We start from the raw sequence: 16,604 nt of genomic DNA, 5'->3' as shown, positions 1-16,604 counted from the left end.
AGCGCTACGCTCTGGCCAGAAGCACCGGAATCTCGACGGAGCGGACGACGCGGTCGGTCGTACTCCCGAGGATCCGTTCGGCGAGACCGGAGCGCCCCGTCGCTCCGATCGCGACGAGGTCGACGTCGTGCTCCTCGACGTAGTCGACGATGGCCGAGTCGGGGTCGCCCTCGAGAATGACACGTTCGTAGTCGACGCCGGCGTCCTCCGCGCGCGACACGGCCTCGTCGAGTGCGTCGTCGGCCTGCTGTTCGAGCGTGTCCGAGAGCTGTTGTGCGACCTGCCCAGAGGCCGCCGCCGACATCTCCGTCCCCACGTCGATGACGTGCAGGAAGTGGATCGTCGCGTCCTGCGGCGCGGCGATTTCGAGCGCCTCGTCGACGGCGGCCAGACTCGCGTCGCTCCCGTCTGTCGGAACGAGGATGGTGTCGTGCATCTCTTGGGGAGGTACCGGAGCCAGACTGAAAAGCAAGGGGTCGGAAGCGACCGAGCGGGCGAACAGTGTCCCGAAGAGACGCTTACGCGAGGACGACCTGCTCCGGCGCGGGTGCACCGTTCAGTTCCCACCGAATCAAGTCGTAGTGATAGCTCAACTCCGCCGCATTCTGGTACTCGCCGTCGGTCTCCGAAATCGTATAGGTGTGCTCGACGGTCCGGTCCTCGTAGACCGGCTCTCGCGTTTCGTCGAGTTCGTAGCCCGGCTTAACGACACCGACAATAACGATGAGGGCGTATCGGTCGAAGTCGTCGACTCTCGGGAGTTCTTTGTCGTTTATGGTCGGCCAGTTCTCCCACTTGAGGTTCGAGTCTGTGTCTTCGGAGTTCACGAGATACGCCCACAGCGTGCCATGACCGTCGCTCAGCGACGGTTGGCCGTCGACGAACGGCCACTGTTTGTTTCCTGTGCCGGACTTGCGAGTCACCTTCGGTTCGTTCCCGAGACCGAGAACTTCGTACACGCCAACTCCGCCGCCGAGAAGCGATGCGGCGATACCGAGTCGGAGAGCTGTTCGGCGGGGGACTTGCTTCATGACTGCGCGTCTGTTCGGAGTAGCGACAGATAAAATAGACTCCTCGTCGCGGACGCTCGTCAGTCTGTCAGTCCGTAGCCGCGCTTGAACAGCACGGTGTTGACGCCGACCATCGCCGCCGCCATCAGCGTCAGTACCCCGAGCGAGAGATTCGGGTTGACCTCCGAGGTGCCCAAGAAACCGTAGCGGACGCCGTCGACCATGTAGAACATCGGATTCAGGAGCGTCGCAGTCTGCAGCGGTCCCTCGGGGAGGTTTTCCAGCGCGTAGAACACGCCGCCGAAGAACACCAGGGGTCTGAGGATGAACTGGTTCATCATCGTCAGGTCGTCGAAGTCGTCGGCCCAGAGGCCGCCGACGATGCCGAAACTGGCGAACAGCACCGTGACGACGACGGCGAAGGCAACGAGATACAGCGGCCGTTCGACGCCGACGCTCGTGAACACCGCGCCGACCGCCGAGATGATGACGCCGACGATGACGCCGCGGAGCGCGCTCGAAATCGTGTACGCCCACACCATCTGCGAGTACGACAGCGGCGAGGTGAGCGTCTCGTGGATGTACTCGTTCCACCGACCGTGGAAGATGGAGAACGAGCCGTTCTCGAAGGCGTTCGAGATGGCTCCCAGCACCACGAGGCCGGGCAAGATGAACAGGATGTACGGGACGCCCGCGATTTGGCCCACCCGGTCGCCGAGGATGACGCCGAACACCGAGAAGTACAGGACGTTCGTGATGAGCGGCGGGACGAACGTGTTCCGGGGACGCCGAACGAACCGCAGAATCTCGCGGCGCGTCAGCGTCTTGAATCCCGTCGGGAACACCGCCATCAGCGGTCACCTCCTGTCCCGCCGGACGCGCCCGGAGCCGCCGCGGCCGCCCGTTCCGGCTCTTTCTCCCCGTCGTCGCCGACGGTCTCCTCGCCGCGCGTCATCTCGACAAACACCTCTTCGAGCGACGTGCGAGAGATTTCGAGATCGAGTATCTCGAAGCCCTCGCGGTCGAGTTCGCGGACGACGTCCGGCGCGACCAGTCCGCCCTGTCGCGCGGTGACGACGAGGCGGTCGCCTTCGAGCGCAACGTCCTCGACGTTCCCCGCTCCGGCGGCGAGCGTCGGTGCCTCGGCGGGCGGGTTGCGCAGTTGGATCTCGATGCGGTCCGCGCCGCGGTCCATTAGGTCCTCGGGGCTGTCGACGGCGACGATGCTCCCGGCGTCGAGAATCGCCACCTCGTCACAGAGGCGTTCGGCCTCCTCGATGTAGTGAGTCGTGAGCAGAATCGTCGTTCCCTGGTCGTTGAGTTCGGTGATGAGCTCCCAGAGGTCGTGGCGGAGTTGGACGTCGACGCCCGCGGTCGGTTCGTCGAGGATGAGTAAGTCGGGGTCGGTGATGAGCGCCCGCGCCAGCACGAACCGCCGTTTCATCCCACCCGAGAGCCAGTCGAAGCGCGTGTCGCGTTTCTCGTAGATGCCGACGCGCTTGAGCACCTCGTCGGCGCGCTCGCGCGCCTCGTCGGCGGGGATACCGTGGTAGCCGGCCTTGTGTTCCAGCACCTCCCGGATGGGGAAGAAGCGGTCGACGTTGAACTCCTGCGGAGCGAGACCGATGGCGTCTCTCGCCTCGCGGTAGTCCGCTTCGACGTCGTGGCCGAACACTTCCGCGGTGCCGCCGCTCTTGCGGACGAGCCCGACGAGAATCGAGATGAACGTCGTCTTTCCCGCGCCGTTTGGGCCCAACAGACCGAAAAACGAGCCCTCGGGCACGGTGAGCGACACCCCGTCGAGCGCCTGTACTCCCTCGTACCGCTTCCGCAGGTCGCGGACTTCGATGGCGGCAGTCATTGTCGGTCGTCGGCGACGAACGGGATTAAGGACAGCGAACGAGGAAGCAACGATGTATGCTATCGTCGCTCACGAAACGAGTGAGGGTGACGGTGTGTCGTAGAGGGGTGTGTCGAAGAGAGGGTGCGTCAGCGAAGACAGCGAAAATCAGCGGTGGGCGAGAGTCCAGCGTCGGTGTGGCTCACCGACGCCAGTCGTTCTGAAGTCGATTATTCGAGGTGATGGTACTCCAGTTCGTGACCTTCGTCGATAGCCCGCTGAACCGCTTCGCTCGGCAGACCGACGGCGCGGGTTCGGAGTTCCATGCCGGTGTCGGCGCGGTGGACGAGGACGTTCTTGCGCCACTCGTCGCGTTTCTCGGGGTAGTCGGTTCGGTAGTGCGCCCCGCGCGACTCCGTGCGGCGAAGCGCCGACCGGAGGACGCCTTCGGCGACGACGAGCATGAACGAGAGGTCGACGGCGTCCTCGAAGGCGCGACTCGTTCGGTCGCCGTCGAGGCAAAGGTCGGCCGTCTTTTCACTGACTGCGGCGAGTTTCTCCAATCCGTCGTCCAGCGATTCCCCGTCGCGCAAGATGCCCGCGTGGTCTTCCATCAGCGCGCGGAGTTCGGCGAGCAACTCGGCGGGTGGCGTGTCGCCGTCGCTCTCGGTGAGTTCTGCGAGCGCGCGGAACTCGCGTTCGGCGAGCGTCCGCATCCCGGCGGGCAGTGACGGGTCGGCGTCGTTCGCATCCGCGAACGCGTCGGCGACGTGCTCGCCGACAAGTTTGCCGATGGCGACCGTCTCCGCGAGCGAGTTGCCACCGAGTCGATTCGCGCCGTGGACGCCCGCGACGGTCTCACCGACCGCGTAGAGGCGCTCGATGCGCGTCTTCCCCGTCCGGAAGTCGATGTCGACGCCGCCCATCGAGTAGTGCGCCGTCGGCGCGACTTCGACCGCCTCCTCGGCGAGGTCGATTCCCAGGCTCTGAAAGCGTTCGTACATCTTCGGCAGTCGCTCCTCGATGAACTCGCGCTCGCGGTGTGAGATGTCGAGGTAGACGCCGTCGTTCTCGGTACCGCGGCCCTCTCTGACCTCCTGGGCGATGGCGCGGGCGACCACATCGCGGGCGTCGAGTTCCATCTGTGTCGGCGAGTACTCCTCCATGAAGCGCTCGCCTCCGGGAGAGTCACCCTCTCCCGTGCTCCCGCTCGCTTCGTTCGCGGGAACCTCGGCGTTAAGCAGTCGCCCGCCCTCGCCGCGGACCGCCTCGGTGACGAGACGGCCCGACCAATTCTCGTCCCAGTCGGGGTCCTGAACCATCCCCGTCGGGTGGAACTGGACGAACTCCAGGTCGAGCAAGTCCGCGCCGGCCCCGTAGGCCAGCGCCGGCCCGTCACCGTTGTTCTCCTCGTCGCGCGAGGAGTGGCGGTCGTACAGCGCCGAGTAGCCACCCGCGGCGAGCACGACGTGGTTCGCCTCGAAGAGGATGAAGTGACCGTCCTCCATGTCGTAGGCGACCGCACCGTAAACGCGCGAACCGTCCGACAGCAGGCGCGTCACCATCACGTTCTCGCGGTACGGGATTTCGAGCTCTCGGGCCTTGGAGACGAGCGTCTCCAGCATCGCCTCGCCGGTCCGGTCGCCGACGAAGCAGGTTCGTCGAAACGACTGCGCGCCGAAGTAGCGCTGGTCGATTTTGCCGTCCTCGGTCCGGTTGAACGGCATGCCCCACTCGTCGAGTTCGCCGATGCGGTCGGGCATCTGTTTCGCCGTCAGCTCGACCGCATTGGGGTCGTTGACGAAGTGGCCTTCGTCGTAGGTGTCGGCGGCGTGGATTCGCCAGTCGTCCTCTTCGTCGAGGCTCCCCAGCGCCGCGTTGATGCCGCCGGCGGCCCACGTCGTGTGCGCGTCGCCGTGCGGCCGCTTCCCGATGACGAGGCTCTCGACGCCGCGTTCGGCCAGTTCGATGGCCGTCCGCGCGCCCGCGGCCCCCGCGCCGATGACCAGCACGGGCACGCGTACTTCCTCGTACTCGGGGACGTCGCCGTCCGCGTCGGACGGGTCCGTCGGAGGTGTTGGAATCATGATATCTCTCCGACTGTCTGTAGGGGCCGACCGCGCCTAAGCCCTTCGCGCGCAGGCGCGAGAGTCGGGAAGTGGCACGAGTCACAATACGAACTCCGTGCGGGATCGGAATTTTATGGTAACTTGTGGCATACATCGATAACGTTTATGTATTGACCGCGTGACGTGTCTCGTAAGCGCCCGCAGAAGCGGGCACGGTGAACGATGCTCAGCCAAACCCAGCACACCACGTCGCCCGCTCCCGCCACAGAGCGGACGCTGCTTGGTGTGTCCGCCGGCAACTGCGCCGGAACTGGGTCTGGCCCATCCAAGCCGTACGGTCGGTTCGACTCCGTCATCGCGTAAGCACGCGACGCCTCCGGCGTCTGCGTACCCTGCGCGGTCGTCGGAGTCGAACCCCACGGTTCATTCTCCGGCGATTTCAGACGGCAGCGACGCGCGCGTCTCGTTCGGACCCGTCGCCCCGCGCGGCGGACTCTCCGACGACTCACCACGCGCCTCGCTCGCCGTCGTGACGAGTCGTTTTCGACCGAAGCCACCGCGTCGCGCGGTGGGGTCGGTAGCTCAAGCGGCAGAGCGGTCCGCGGACAGGTGAGGAATCGACTCCCTCCCGACCCCCTCATGTCAGTGCAGAAACTGCCCCCCGTGTCGGCTGACGCCGACCTGACGGTGTTCGTCTCGCGGGACGCCTCCGGTGACCTCCGGACGGCCGTCCGCGAGCGACTGCGAAAGCTAGACGGCGTGACGAGCGTCGACGAGTTCGAACTCCGCGGCCTCCAACCCGGTCTGAACGACCTGACGGTCGAGGTCCGCACGACGCTCGTCGTCGAACTCGACGCGGACGCCGACGAGGGCGCGGCGGCCCGTCGAGACGCCGCCGCACTGGAAGCCCAGTTACTGGACAGTTTCGGCGTCAAACAGGCGTCGGTCGCCTCGGAGGTGCGCGATGTCCGCGACGCGTGAGTGCGCTCCCGTCCTCGGCGCGCACTCTCCGCGGTCCACTGGTGGGACACGCCGGTCGGCACCGGCGGAGGTGGGTTCGACTCCCATCGGAGAGCCTTCTCCGTATCTCCGACCGCGACGCCGCGTCTCCCCCTGCGTCGACCGCCGAGACGTTTTGCCGTTCGCCGCTGAACGGGTGATGTGCGCGATTCGGAGGAGACAGACCACACCGAGGTAGTCGAGACGGCGAGCGGCGCAGACAGCCCAGACAGTGCGACCGGCCTCGAATCGGCGGGGCGAGTCGCCGAACGCGCGGAAACGCTCCAGCGGCTACGACGCCTCGGTCGCCTCCTCGACAACTCGATCCACATCCCTGGGACGAGCTACCGAATCGGCCTCGACCCGATAGTGGGCCTGGTTCCCGTCGTCGGCGACGTGCCCATCACCGCGGTGTCGGCGTACATCGTCGCCGAGGCCGCCTATCTGGGCGTGCCGAAGGTGACGGTGCTTCGGATGCTGTTCAACCTCGCCGTCGACGCCGTCGTCGGCTCGGTTCCGGTCGTCGGCGACGTATTTGATGCAGCCTGGAAGGCGAACGCCAGAAACGTCGCACTCGCGGAAGCGCGCCGCGACGACCCGCGGGCAGGAGCGAGAGACCGGCGGTTCTTCACGGTCGTCGTCGGAGGCCTGTTCGTCCTGCTGCTCGTACTGGGCGCGGCGTCGACGCTGGCGGTGCTGTGGTTGGTCGGGCGACTCTTCTAAAACTCGGCAACCCGATCAGACCCGTCTCAGTCGTCGCCGAACGCCGCTTCACGACGCGCGCTGCTGTCGGGGATGTAGACGTTCTCGGCGTCGTAACCGCGACCGATGTGCGCCTGCACCCGGACCACCTCGTCGAAGGCGTCGCCGCCCTTCAGGAGCGCGAAGCCGCCGACGATGAGCGCGAAGCCCGCGACGGTGTCGGCGGCGAGCGACTCGCCGAGTATCGCCCACCCGACGAGCGCGGTGACGACGGGGACGACGTACTTCACGAGGCTGATCTCGACGGCGCCGAGCTGGGCGAGCAGGTCGAAGTAGAGCACGTAGCCGACGGCGCTGGAGACGAGCGAGAGATACGCGAGCGCGGCGAACGCGGTCGGCGTCCACGTCACCGACAACGGCGGCGTCTCGCCGAGCAGCCCGCTGACCGCGTGGAGGAACGCCGCACCGACGAGCATCATCCACGCCTGCGTCGGTACCAGAGACAGCGGCGCGTCGTAGCGCTCGGTCAGGACGGTACCGAGCGCGAAGCTCAGCGCCGCCAGCGCGAGCAGGACGACGCCGAGGAGGTCGCCGCCGAGCGTGCTCCCGCCGGTAGCGACGACGACGACGCCCGCCAGACCGAGGAGAACGCCGACGACGCCTCGGCGGTCGAGCGCCTCGTCGGGGAGCAGGAAGCGGGCGAAAAGCGGCGTCAGCACGGGCGCGGTGCTGGCGACGATAGCGGCGATGGAGCCGCCGACGTAGCGCTGGCCCGAGAAGAGAAACGCGAAGTTCAGTCCGATGACTAACAGGCCGCCGACGGCGACGAGTCGCCACTCGTCGAGCGTGCGCGGCCGCCAGCGGTCGCTGCGGGCGAGCGCGAAGGCGAACAGCGCCGCGCCCGCGACGTCGTAGCGGAGCGCGGCGAACAGCACCGGCGGCAGCGTCGCCAGACCGGCGTCGATTGCGACGTAGGCAGTACCCCAGATGACCGAGAGCGTTAGGAACAACGCGAGATTTCGATAGCGGCTCATTCCGATAGGTGGTGGCGGGCGTAGCGGACGGGGGCACAAGAAGCTTCTCGCAGCCGTGGTACCGCGGTTCATCCGGGACCGTGATACATCCTGAACGACCGTTCGAGTCGCCGGGCGGTCACCGGAGGCGCCCGCCGGAACCGGTCGGCCGCCGAATAGCAAGACGGAAAGGAGCGCCGACACGAGTACACGCCATGGGAATCCTCGACGACGCGCGCGCGCTGACCGAGGGCGGGCCGCTCTGCGACGCCTGTCTGGGCCGGGTGTTCGCCGACCGAAGCTACGGACTCACCAACGGCGAACGCGGCCGGTCGCTCCGCGTCGCCGCGGCGCTGGAAGACGACGAAGAACCCGAGGACGTCGACCCCGCCGACTGCTGGGTCTGTGAGGGACTCTGCGGACAGTTCGACGAGTGGGCCGAACGCGCCGCCGCGACAGTTGAGGGCGAGCGGAGCGAGCGCGATGCTCGCGGGAGCGCGTCCCGCGGTGTCGACGGCAGCGAGGGCGAAGCCGTCGAGTTCGAGACGTATCAGGTCGGCACCCGAACGCCGCCGCTCGTCGAGGAGAACGAGGCGTTGCTTCGAGAGATGGCCGGTCTCCCGGAGGACGCCGGGGAGCCGTTCAAGTCGGAGTTCAACCGCGAGGTCGGCAAGCGCGTCGGCCGCCTCACCGATACCGTCGTCGACTTTCGGCGACCCGACGTCCAGTTCGTCCTCGACATCGAGTCGGACACCGTCGAGACGGAGGTGAACTCGGCGTTCGTCTACGGCCGCTATCGGAAACTCGTCCGCGACATCCCGCAGACGGAGTGGCCGTGCCGCGAGTGCGACGGCAGCGGCCGACAGGGGAGACAGCCCTGCGACCACTGCGGCGGTAGCGGCTACCTCTACGAGGACAGCGTCGAGGGACTGAGCGCACCCGTCGTCTTGGACGTGATGGACGGCGTCGAAGCGCTGTTTCACGGCGCAGGCCGCGAGGACGTCGACGCGCTGATGCTCGGGACGGGTCGACCGTTCGTCATCGAGGTGAAGGAACCGCGACGCCGCGACGTCGACGTCGACCGTCTCGAAGGCGACATCAACGCCTTCGCCGGCGGAAAAGTCGAAGTCGAGGGGCTTCGCCTCGCCGAACACGGCATGGTCGAACGGGTGAAGGGGCTGGACGCGAGCAAGACCTACCGCGCCGAAGTCGAGTTCGACGCCGACGTGAGCGAAGAGGCGCTCTCGGAGGCCGTCGAGACGCTCGTCGGAGCGACTATCGAACAGTACACGCCCCAGCGGGTCGACCACCGACGCGCGAACCTCACCCGGACGCGCCACGTCTACGACGCGAGCGCCGAGCGCGTCGACGACCGCCACGCGACGGTCGAAATCCACGGCGAGGGCGGCCTCTACATCAAGGAACTCGTCTCCGGCGACGACGGCCGGACCGAACCCAGTCTGGCCGAACTGCTCGGCGTCTCCGCCGTCGTCACCGCCCTGGACGTGCTGGCCGTCGAGGGCGAGGACGAACCGTTCGAGCGCGACGAGTTCTTCAGATAACGAATCGACGGACCGGCGATATCTCAGCGCGTGATAACAGTCAACAGCGTTATCAATCAACTTTCCTTACAGTAGCGCAGACGCTGCCGGATGAGTGTGAACAACACGCACGCGAGCGTATCTTCATGAGCAATACGGTGGGTGATGCCGAACAGGTGGTCGCCCGCAAATCGTCCGCGTGTCGACGTGCCGGTGGCGTCGCTCCTGTCGGGACTGTAGACAGTCGCGAATCGCGCGACTCCGAGCCGGCAGAGGCGGTTATTGAGAGGCCCTCATAGCAAGAATTATTACTAGCTGCCGTTAGCCGTCGCACGGGTGCTGACGGACTGTGGGAGGAATCTGACACACCGCGGACGAAGGCCCGCAGCATCCATCTCTGCTGACACACCACGCCTCCCACGGGGCCTTCTACGATAGCGGCGTAGTAAATTATTAGCATAGTACTCAGTCACTGATACAACTATCGAATCTGTTGTATCTCTGTGAGACGGCGATGCGCTCGATGCGGACGGAAACACCTTAGCGTCCACCCCGAGAGGCGCGACCATGCAACTCGGTGCCGACGAAGCGGGGAAGGGGCCGGTGCTCGGACCGATGGTCGCGGCGGCGGTGCGCGCACCGTCGTCGGCGCTGCCGGAGGGGTTGGACGACTCGAAACGGCTCTCGCCCGCGAGACGCGAGTCGCTCGCGGCGCAACTGCGCGAGAAGTCGGCGGTATCGGTCGGCGTCGCCGTCGTCACGCCGGCGCGCATCGACGACCCGGAGACGAACATGAACGGGCTGACCGTCGCCGCGCAGGCGGAAGCGCTCGCCGTCGTCGCCGAGGACGGTGACCGCGCCGTCGTCGACGCCGGCGACGTGGACGAAGCGCGGTTCGGGCGACGGGTTCGGACGGCCGTCGAAGCCCACGGACCGAAAATCGACGTGCAGTCCGAACACCGCGCCGACGAAGCCCACCCGGTCGTCAGCGCCGCGAGCGTCGTCGCCAAAGTCGAACGCGACGCGCGGATCGAGGCTCTCGCCGAGCGGTACGGCGAGGTCGGCAGTGGCTATCCGAGCGACCCGACGACGCGAACGTTTCTGCGGGAGTACGTCCGCGAGCACGGCACGCTCCCCGACTGTGCGCGGGCGTCGTGGCAGACGTGCGCCGACGTGCTGGCGGCCGCCGAGCAGTCGGCGCTGTCGGAGTTCTGACGCGCCGGTCAGAACAGCCCGAATTCGAGCGCGCCGAAGAACAGGCCGAAGACGACGGTCGTCGCCAACAGGACGATCATCAGGTAGTCGAACGCGCCTTCCGGTGTGCCGAGCGATGGTACGTGCATAGGACCCGGTTCAACGTCCACCGTCTTGTGCGTATAGGATTCGAGTCGGACGGCGACGCGAAAACCCCGCCGCGAATCGGACGTTCGATAGAGAATCGACCGAACGGCGGCCGGAAAGCGAAGAAAGGAGAGAAATCCGCGCGAGGCGACCCGTTCAGCGGTCGGTGAGGAGCGCTCGCAGGATGTCACCGTAGGCCGGGCGGGTGACGATCACGCCGACGAGCACGCCGAGGATGGTGAAGATGGCGAACCCTCGGAGGTCGCCGAGCGACAACACGGCGAGCGGACTCATCGCGATGATGGTCGTCGCGGCGGCCGCGCCGATGACCCAGAACGCCTTCTTGAACCGCGACTGGAACACCTTCCGCGAGCGGACATCGCCCTCGGCCATCACCTCGTCGGCGATGATGATGAGATCGTCCACCCCCGTCCCGATGACGGCGATGAAGCCGCCGATGACCGCGAGGTCGAGCGGATACCGAAGCCACGCCGCCGCGCCGAGGAGGATGACGACCTCCGACAGCGCCGTCAGGACCATCGGGGCCGCGACGCGCGCGGAGCCGTAGCGGAAGAAGACGACGCCGCTGACGGCGAGCACGGCGATGATACCCGTGATGAGTGAGTTGATTCGGAAGTTCTCACCCTGCGTCGGCGAGATGTACGACGACGTTCCCTGTCCGCCCGGACCGATGTCCAGCGGCGCGGGGAGCGCACCGGCGCGGAGGTTGATAGCGAGCTCCTGGGCCTCCGAGTAGTTCGTCGTCTGCAGGACGAACTGCGGATTGCTCGCCCACTGGCCGCTGCGCATGTCGTTTGCCAGCGACGGACTCATGCCGGCCGAGTAGACGACCTCGCCGTCGACGACGGTCAACAGACACGGCTGGGTGCCGTTGGGGTTCTCCTCGTAGCTGCACCTGGAGCCCCCATCGCCGGCGACGCCCGTCTCGACCATCTTCTCCTGGAACTCGGGCGCTTCGGACTCACGGATGACGACCGGGACGTTCGGCGCACTGCCGCTCTGTCCCTGCTGGGGATTGCCGATGTCCTGGAAGTCGCCCTGTTCGAGCACGAGCTCGCGGCGGTACTCGGTCGAGCCGTTCTCCTCGTCGGGGTAGTACACCTCGACCTGTACCTGTCCTTGCTGGCTGACGAGGTCGAGCACGTCCGAACGCTGCTCGTCCGGCACCTCGATGAGGATGAAGTAGTCGCCAGTCGACGTGGAGACGACCCGCGCGGAGCCGCCGGAGAGCCCCGCCTGGTTGATCTTGTTGCTGATGACGGCGACGGTCTGCTCTCGCGTCTCCGCCGTGACGCCCTCGCGGACGTTGCCGTGCCCGTAGCCCGCGGCGTCGAGCGCCCCGGCGAGGTCGTCGGTCGAGACGTTTCGCGTCGTGACTTCGACGGTGGCCGGGCGGTCTTCGGTCGGTTGACGCGCGGTCACGTCGGTCACTTCGACGCCGTCTAACTCGGCGGCGACGTTCCGACCGACCTCTCCGGTGGAGTCGTTGCCGAACTCGACGTCCTCGGCGGTGACGCCGACCAACGGTGCACGGATGCGCGTGCCGCCGGAGAGGTCGAGACCGTAGACGAGGTTCGTCGGGCCGTCGCTGGCCCCGGCGACGGTGTCGTTGCCGATTCCCTGGTCGTCGCTGGAGCCGCCGGCGGGGCCGAACAGCGCGAACAGACTCGCCGCGAGGAGGACGACGAGCAGGACGACGCGCCAGTTGTCGCGGAACGTACCCATCAGCGGTTCACCCCCTCGAACTTGTACCAGCGAAGCAGACTCAGGTTCAGCAGGTACGTGTTCAGCAGGTCGGCGGCAAGGCCGAACACGAGGATGATGCCGATGGCCGACAGCAGTTGGATGCCGAACAGCGTCGCCGTGATGGTCATGACGACCATCGCCGCCAGCGACGTGAGCGTCATCGTGACACCCGTCCGCATCGCGCGGTACGTCGACTCGTAGAAGTCGCCCGAGCGACGGAGGATGTGGTCGTTCAGGAGGATGTCGGAATCGACGCTGTACCCGATGAGCATCAACAGCGCGGCGACGGTCCCCAGAGAGAGCTCGATGCCGAGTAAATTCATCAGCGCCACCGGGATGACGATGTCCGAGAACGCCGAGACGACGACGGCGATGGAGGGGACGAACGTCCGAAACAGCGCGAAGACGAGCAGGCTCATCCCGAGGAAGGCGACGGCGATGCCACCGAGTGCGAGTCGCTGGGAGTCACCGGCGAAGCTCGCAGATACCGTCGAGAGACTCACGATTTCGAGCCGTTGGGCCGCGTCGTTCGGCGGATTCTCTACCGTCTGTTCCAACTGCGCGGGGTCCGTGCCGGGGCCGAAGGTGACGACGTACGTCCCGTCGGAGGGGACGGACTGAATCGACTCGATCTCCGCGTCGAACGCCTGCTGGATGGCCTGTTCGGCCTGTCCGTCGGGTGCGTCGACGGCGAGTCGTACCTCCGTTCCGCCGGAGAACTCGGTTCCGAGCGCCACGGGCGCGCCTGTCGTCGCAAACGTGACCGCGATGACGAGAAGCGCGAGTGCGAGGACGGCGAGCGGAACCGCCGCGAGTTGGCGATTCGTGTACCGGGTGTAATCGACCTCCGGTACGTCGAATGCAACCATGGCGGGCGGTAGTCAGCCCGTCGAATAAGCCTTCTTAAATTTCCGTGCCCTCATGTGTGTCGGTCGCATACAGCTCTCGATGGCCGAATCAACCTACACAGGCGACGAGAACAGCCAGCGAATCGCGACGCGGGTCGTGCTCTCGCACCCGGAAAATCTCAGCGACTGGGGCCGCGACCAGATCTCGACCGACCGGTACCGGGGCTACCTCCGGCGGAAACTCGACTCGCCGGCGGTCGGCGACACGTTCGAGACGTTCGTCGACACCGGTTGTTGCGGCAACAGCCTGGACGTGCCGTTCCGCGTCGAAGCTCTCGACGGCGGCGACACCGTCGGCGAGGAGACGACCGTCGAGTATGTCGAACGCGACGAGACGATGGAAGGCGGGTGGCGCGTGCAGAGTAAGGCGGGGCCGACGGAGTGAGTGACGCGAAACATCAAAAGTGACGACTGTCGTTCATTCGTGACACACTGTGACATCCGCTAACGCGGACCCCAAACGTCTTAACCGTCTCCGGGTGCTATTTAAATTATGAGCGAAGAAACCGGGCGTCGGAACCTTCGAATGCCCAACGACGACGAACTGTTCGCGGTCGTAACAGAGCACAACGGCGGCAACCACGTTCGCGTCCGCTGCAACGACGGCAAAGAGCGCATGGGTCGGATTCCCGGCCGCATGAAGTACCGCACGTGGATCAACGAGGGCGACGTCGTCCTCGTCGAACCGTGGGACTGGCAGGACGAGAAAGCCAACATCGAGTGGCGCTACACCGACCAGGACGCCGAGCAGCTCCGCCAAGAAGGCCACATCCAGTAGATATTTTGCGGCGACGTCCCGCCGACGTGCGTAGCACAAACGCGAGTGACGTGCGAGCGCAGTGACGAGACGAGTTGCCGAAGTACGAACGCAGAGAGCGGGGCGTTCGCCGCTCCGATATCGGACGCTCGTTACGGCATGTAGCGGACGACGACGACGCCGGGCGACGAGCGTATCTCGACGCGGTTGACGCCGAGTCGCGCCGCCCGCGAGAGGAGTCCCTCCTCGTCGTCGAGCACGTCGGCGACGGCCTGTTCGGTCGTCTCCTCGGGCACGGTGACGACGTGGATCTCGCCGGTGCCGGCGCGCTCGCGTCGGGTGAGCTCACCGACCGACTGGTCGGCGGCGACGTCGCGGGCCATCGTCGTCGGCGACTCGCCGCTCTCCTCGACGATGAGCGGGCGGCGCGACTTCACCTCCACAAGCTGCCACGTGACGTTCATCGGCGGGTCAGGTACGACGACGCCCTCGACGGCGTCGTGTCGCTCGACGCCCGGATTCGACGCCAGCGTGTGGACCTGCCCGTCTTCGACGTCTTTCAACACCGCCGTCTCGTCGTCCGCGGCGGTGACGAGAAACGTCCCTTCCTTCGATTCGTCGTTACTCATGGCAAGCGATAGGTCGCCGCGACGTTTTTCGGTTTCGTCGTCCCGGCGGTGTGTGATATCGTGACAGCGTCGGCCGGGGGGGTTCGCCGCGTCATCGGAGCCGACGGTGGAGGCCGAAGATGAGACCCGCCGCCAGAAGCGGCGGAACCAACCCGGCCAACTGCGGCAGTCCGTAGAGGAGCTCGACGAGGGGGGCGTACCACCCACTGACCGGCGTCTGCAGGTCCGGCGGAACCGTGATTATCGCTCCGACGTACAGCGAGGCCAGAAAGGCGAACCCCGCGAGACCGAGCACGAAGTCGTAGCGCTCGTTCTCTCGGCTCTCCTCGCGGCGGTGTCGGCGGGCGACGAACAGCGTCGGCGCGAGAACCGGCGCGACGAGGAGCAGCCCGACGACGGCGTAGAAGGACCGAGAGAGCGTCAACTGCCCGCCGCCGAAATCCGCCGTGTTGGCGATGAGGACGACGAGACCCATCGCAACGACGAGGGTGAGAAACAGTGCGACGAGCGCGCTCACGGCGACGTAGACGCGGAACAGCCACGAAGTCGAGTGTCTGAGCGCGTACGGAAACGCGCCGAAGACGCCGTTGTAACCGTCGGTCATCGTCGGCGCTTGGGGCCGGGAGCGATTAAGCCGATTGGTCCGAATTCGGCCGACGCCGCCCTCACACGTCGCGGGCGAGGACAACGCCTTTGGTGTCGGCGCGCGCGCGTTCGGCCATGTACGTCGACCTCGGCAACGTCCTCGACTCGACGCCCGGACTGAGCCGCGAGCAGTTGGAGCGCCTCGACGATCGCGTCGCAGACGCCCACGAGCGCATCGAGCAGGGTCGCGCCGACGCCGAGCACGGCTACGCGGCGCTGAATCTGCCCGAGACGACCGACCCCGACGAGATTCGCGCCGCGGTCGAGCCGTTCGGCGACGCCGAGGCCGTCCTCACCGTCGGCATCGGCGGCAGCGCCCTCGGGGCGGCCACCGTCTCGGAGGCGCTCGGCGGCGACGTCGAGGCGCACTTCCTCGACAACGTCGACCCCGAGGACACGACGGCGCTTCTCGACGCCCTACCGCTGGACCGCACTGCGGTGAACGTCGTCTCTCGATCCGGAACGACCGCCGAGACGCTGGCGAACTTCCTCGTCGTCCGCGACGCGATGGAGTCGGCGGGCGTCGACTGGACCGAGCGGACGTTCGTCACGACCGGCGAGGAAGGCAACCTCCGCGAACTGGCGGACGAACACGACCTCCCCGCGCTGCAGGTGCCCGACGGCGTTCCCGGGCGGTTCTCGGCGCTTTCGACTGTGGGCCTCGCGTGTGCGGCGATTCAGGGGCACGACCTCGACGCGATTCTCGCGGGCGCGAGCGACGAGGCCGAGCGCCTGTCGGGGTCGCTGTTCGACTCGCCGGCGTACGCCTACGGCGCGGCCGCCTACGCGCTCGACCGCCGCGGCGCGACGGTGAACGCGATGATGCCGTACGCCGAGTCGCTGGAGTACTTCGCCGAGTGGTTCGCCCAGCTGTGGGCCGAGAGCCTCGGCAAGGAAGGGGTCGGTCAGACGCCCGCACGGGCGCTCGGCGCGACCGACCAGCACTCCCAACTCCAACTCTATCGAGCGGGTCGCCACGACAAACTCGTCACGCTCGTCCGTCCCCGCGAACGCGAGGACCGCCCGATTCCCGAGACCGATCTGGAGGGGCTGTCGTACCTCGGCGGCTCGACGCTCGGCGAACTGCTCGACGCCGAGTTCGAGGCGACGGAGGCGAGTCTCGCCGCGGCGGGACAGCCGAACGTCAGAGTCGAAATCGACCGCGTCGACGAGCGCGGCGTCGGCGAACTGCTGTACGGGATGGAGGCCGCCTGCGTGCTGTACGGCGAACTGGAGAACGTCTCGACGTTTACCCAACCGGCCGTCGAGTGGGGCAAGCGCGCCGCCCGCGGGCTGTTGGGCGGCGGCGACTTCGAGGAAGCCGACGCGGTGAGCGACAAGACACGACTGGAAATCGAGTAATCGGCTCTGGCGGTCTTCGCT

Annotated in this window: 17 protein-coding genes; 7 read left to right on the top strand and 10 right to left on the bottom strand. The window is 66.7% G+C overall.

Annotation, left to right across the window (positions count from 1 at the left end; translation table 11 throughout):
* Window positions 1-4 precede the first annotated feature (4 nt).
* The 5 genes from LAQ73_RS09195 to LAQ73_RS09175 form a co-directional block, all read right to left on the bottom strand.
* Entirely contained in the window at window positions 5-436 is a 432-nt protein-coding gene (locus LAQ73_RS09195) for a universal stress protein (RefSeq protein ID WP_224267987.1), read from the bottom strand.
* Window positions 437-518: 82 nt separating this feature from the next.
* Entirely contained in the window at window positions 519-1,031 is a 513-nt protein-coding gene (locus LAQ73_RS09190; RefSeq protein WP_224267986.1) for a hypothetical protein, read from the bottom strand.
* A 59-nt stretch (window positions 1,032-1,090) separates the two neighbouring features.
* Window positions 1,091-1,861, bottom strand: coding sequence for an ABC transporter permease (locus tag LAQ73_RS09185; RefSeq protein WP_224267985.1), 771 nt, complete (start codon window positions 1,859-1,861; stop codon window positions 1,091-1,093).
* Entirely contained in the window at window positions 1,861-2,871 is a 1,011-nt protein-coding gene (locus tag LAQ73_RS09180) for an ABC transporter ATP-binding protein (RefSeq protein WP_224267984.1), read from the bottom strand. The genes LAQ73_RS09185 and LAQ73_RS09180 overlap by 1 nt, the downstream gene beginning before the upstream one ends.
* A gap of 209 nt (window positions 2,872-3,080) precedes the next feature.
* The gene (locus LAQ73_RS09175) at window positions 3,081-4,937 is read right to left on the bottom strand and encodes an L-aspartate oxidase (RefSeq protein ID WP_224267983.1); all 1,857 of its coding nucleotides are present in this window, start codon (window positions 4,935-4,937) and stop codon (window positions 3,081-3,083) included.
* Window positions 4,938-5,558: 621 nt separating this feature from the next.
* Here LAQ73_RS09175 and LAQ73_RS09170 point away from each other — a divergent pair.
* Together LAQ73_RS09170 and LAQ73_RS09165 are read left to right on the top strand one after the other, a co-directional pair.
* On the top strand, window positions 5,559-5,900 hold the full coding sequence (locus LAQ73_RS09170) for a hypothetical protein (protein ID WP_224267982.1): 342 nt from the start codon (window positions 5,559-5,561) through the stop codon (window positions 5,898-5,900).
* 180 nt (window positions 5,901-6,080) lie between these two features.
* On the top strand, window positions 6,081-6,641 hold the full coding sequence (locus tag LAQ73_RS09165; protein WP_224267981.1) for a DUF4112 domain-containing protein: 561 nt from the start codon (window positions 6,081-6,083) through the stop codon (window positions 6,639-6,641).
* Between the two features lie 26 nt (window positions 6,642-6,667).
* Here the strand turns inward: LAQ73_RS09165 and LAQ73_RS09160 are convergent, their stop codons facing one another.
* Window positions 6,668-7,654 (bottom strand): DMT family transporter, encoded by a 987-nt coding sequence (locus LAQ73_RS09160; protein ID WP_224267980.1) that lies wholly within the window; start codon window positions 7,652-7,654, stop codon window positions 6,668-6,670.
* Window positions 7,655-7,848: 194 nt separating this feature from the next.
* Here LAQ73_RS09160 and LAQ73_RS09155 point away from each other — a divergent pair, with 194 nt between their 5' ends.
* Window positions 7,849-9,195, top strand: a complete 1,347-nt coding sequence (locus tag LAQ73_RS09155; protein ID WP_224267979.1) for a tRNA pseudouridine(54/55) synthase Pus10 — start codon at window positions 7,849-7,851, stop codon at window positions 9,193-9,195.
* A gap of 546 nt (window positions 9,196-9,741) precedes the next feature.
* Window positions 9,742-10,389 carry a ribonuclease HII gene (gene rnhB, locus LAQ73_RS09150; protein ID WP_224267978.1) on the top strand — a complete coding sequence of 216 codons (648 nt, stop codon included), beginning with the start codon at window positions 9,742-9,744 and terminating at the stop codon, window positions 10,387-10,389.
* A 282-nt stretch (window positions 10,390-10,671) separates the two neighbouring features.
* On the opposite strand, the gene LAQ73_RS09145 is transcribed toward rnhB, so the two are convergent.
* Both LAQ73_RS09145 and secF read right to left on the bottom strand, forming a co-directional pair.
* Window positions 10,672-12,261, bottom strand: coding sequence for a preprotein translocase subunit SecD (locus LAQ73_RS09145; protein ID WP_224267977.1), 1,590 nt, complete (start codon window positions 12,259-12,261; stop codon window positions 10,672-10,674).
* Window positions 12,261-13,151, bottom strand: a complete 891-nt coding sequence (secF, locus tag LAQ73_RS09140) for a protein translocase subunit SecF (protein WP_224267976.1) — start codon at window positions 13,149-13,151, stop codon at window positions 12,261-12,263. Before secF ends, LAQ73_RS09145 begins: the two co-directional genes overlap by 1 nt.
* Window positions 13,152-13,230: 79 nt before the next feature.
* On the opposite strand from secF, the gene LAQ73_RS09135 reads away from it, so the two are divergent.
* Together LAQ73_RS09135 and eif1A are read left to right on the top strand one after the other, a co-directional pair.
* A complete protein-coding gene (locus LAQ73_RS09135) occupies window positions 13,231-13,575 on the top strand; it encodes a DUF7968 family protein (RefSeq protein WP_224267975.1) in 345 nt (114 codons plus the stop codon).
* Window positions 13,576-13,683: 108 nt separating this feature from the next.
* Window positions 13,684-13,968 (top strand): translation initiation factor eIF-1A, encoded by a 285-nt coding sequence (gene eif1A, locus LAQ73_RS09130; protein WP_117594401.1) that lies wholly within the window; start codon window positions 13,684-13,686, stop codon window positions 13,966-13,968.
* A gap of 131 nt (window positions 13,969-14,099) precedes the next feature.
* Here eif1A and LAQ73_RS09125 read toward each other — a convergent pair whose 3' ends face one another.
* Both LAQ73_RS09125 and LAQ73_RS09120 read right to left on the bottom strand, forming a co-directional pair.
* Window positions 14,100-14,576, bottom strand: coding sequence for a DUF5812 family protein (locus LAQ73_RS09125; RefSeq protein ID WP_224267974.1), 477 nt, complete (start codon window positions 14,574-14,576; stop codon window positions 14,100-14,102).
* A 91-nt stretch (window positions 14,577-14,667) separates the two neighbouring features.
* Entirely contained in the window at window positions 14,668-15,180 is a 513-nt protein-coding gene (locus LAQ73_RS09120) for a DUF8056 family protein (protein WP_224267973.1), read from the bottom strand.
* A gap of 116 nt (window positions 15,181-15,296) precedes the next feature.
* Between LAQ73_RS09120 and LAQ73_RS09115 the strand changes: the two genes are divergently transcribed.
* A complete protein-coding gene (locus LAQ73_RS09115; protein WP_224267972.1) occupies window positions 15,297-16,583 on the top strand; it encodes a glucose-6-phosphate isomerase in 1,287 nt (428 codons plus the stop codon).
* The last annotated feature ends 21 nt before the right edge of the window (window positions 16,584-16,604 follow it).

Source organism: Haloprofundus salinisoli (assembly GCF_020097815.1).
Taxonomy (GTDB): Archaea; Halobacteriota; Halobacteria; order Halobacteriales; family Haloferacaceae; genus Haloprofundus; species Haloprofundus salinisoli.
The sequence above is the reverse complement of the archived record's forward strand: the minus strand, read 5'-3'. Positions and strand labels throughout refer to the sequence as shown.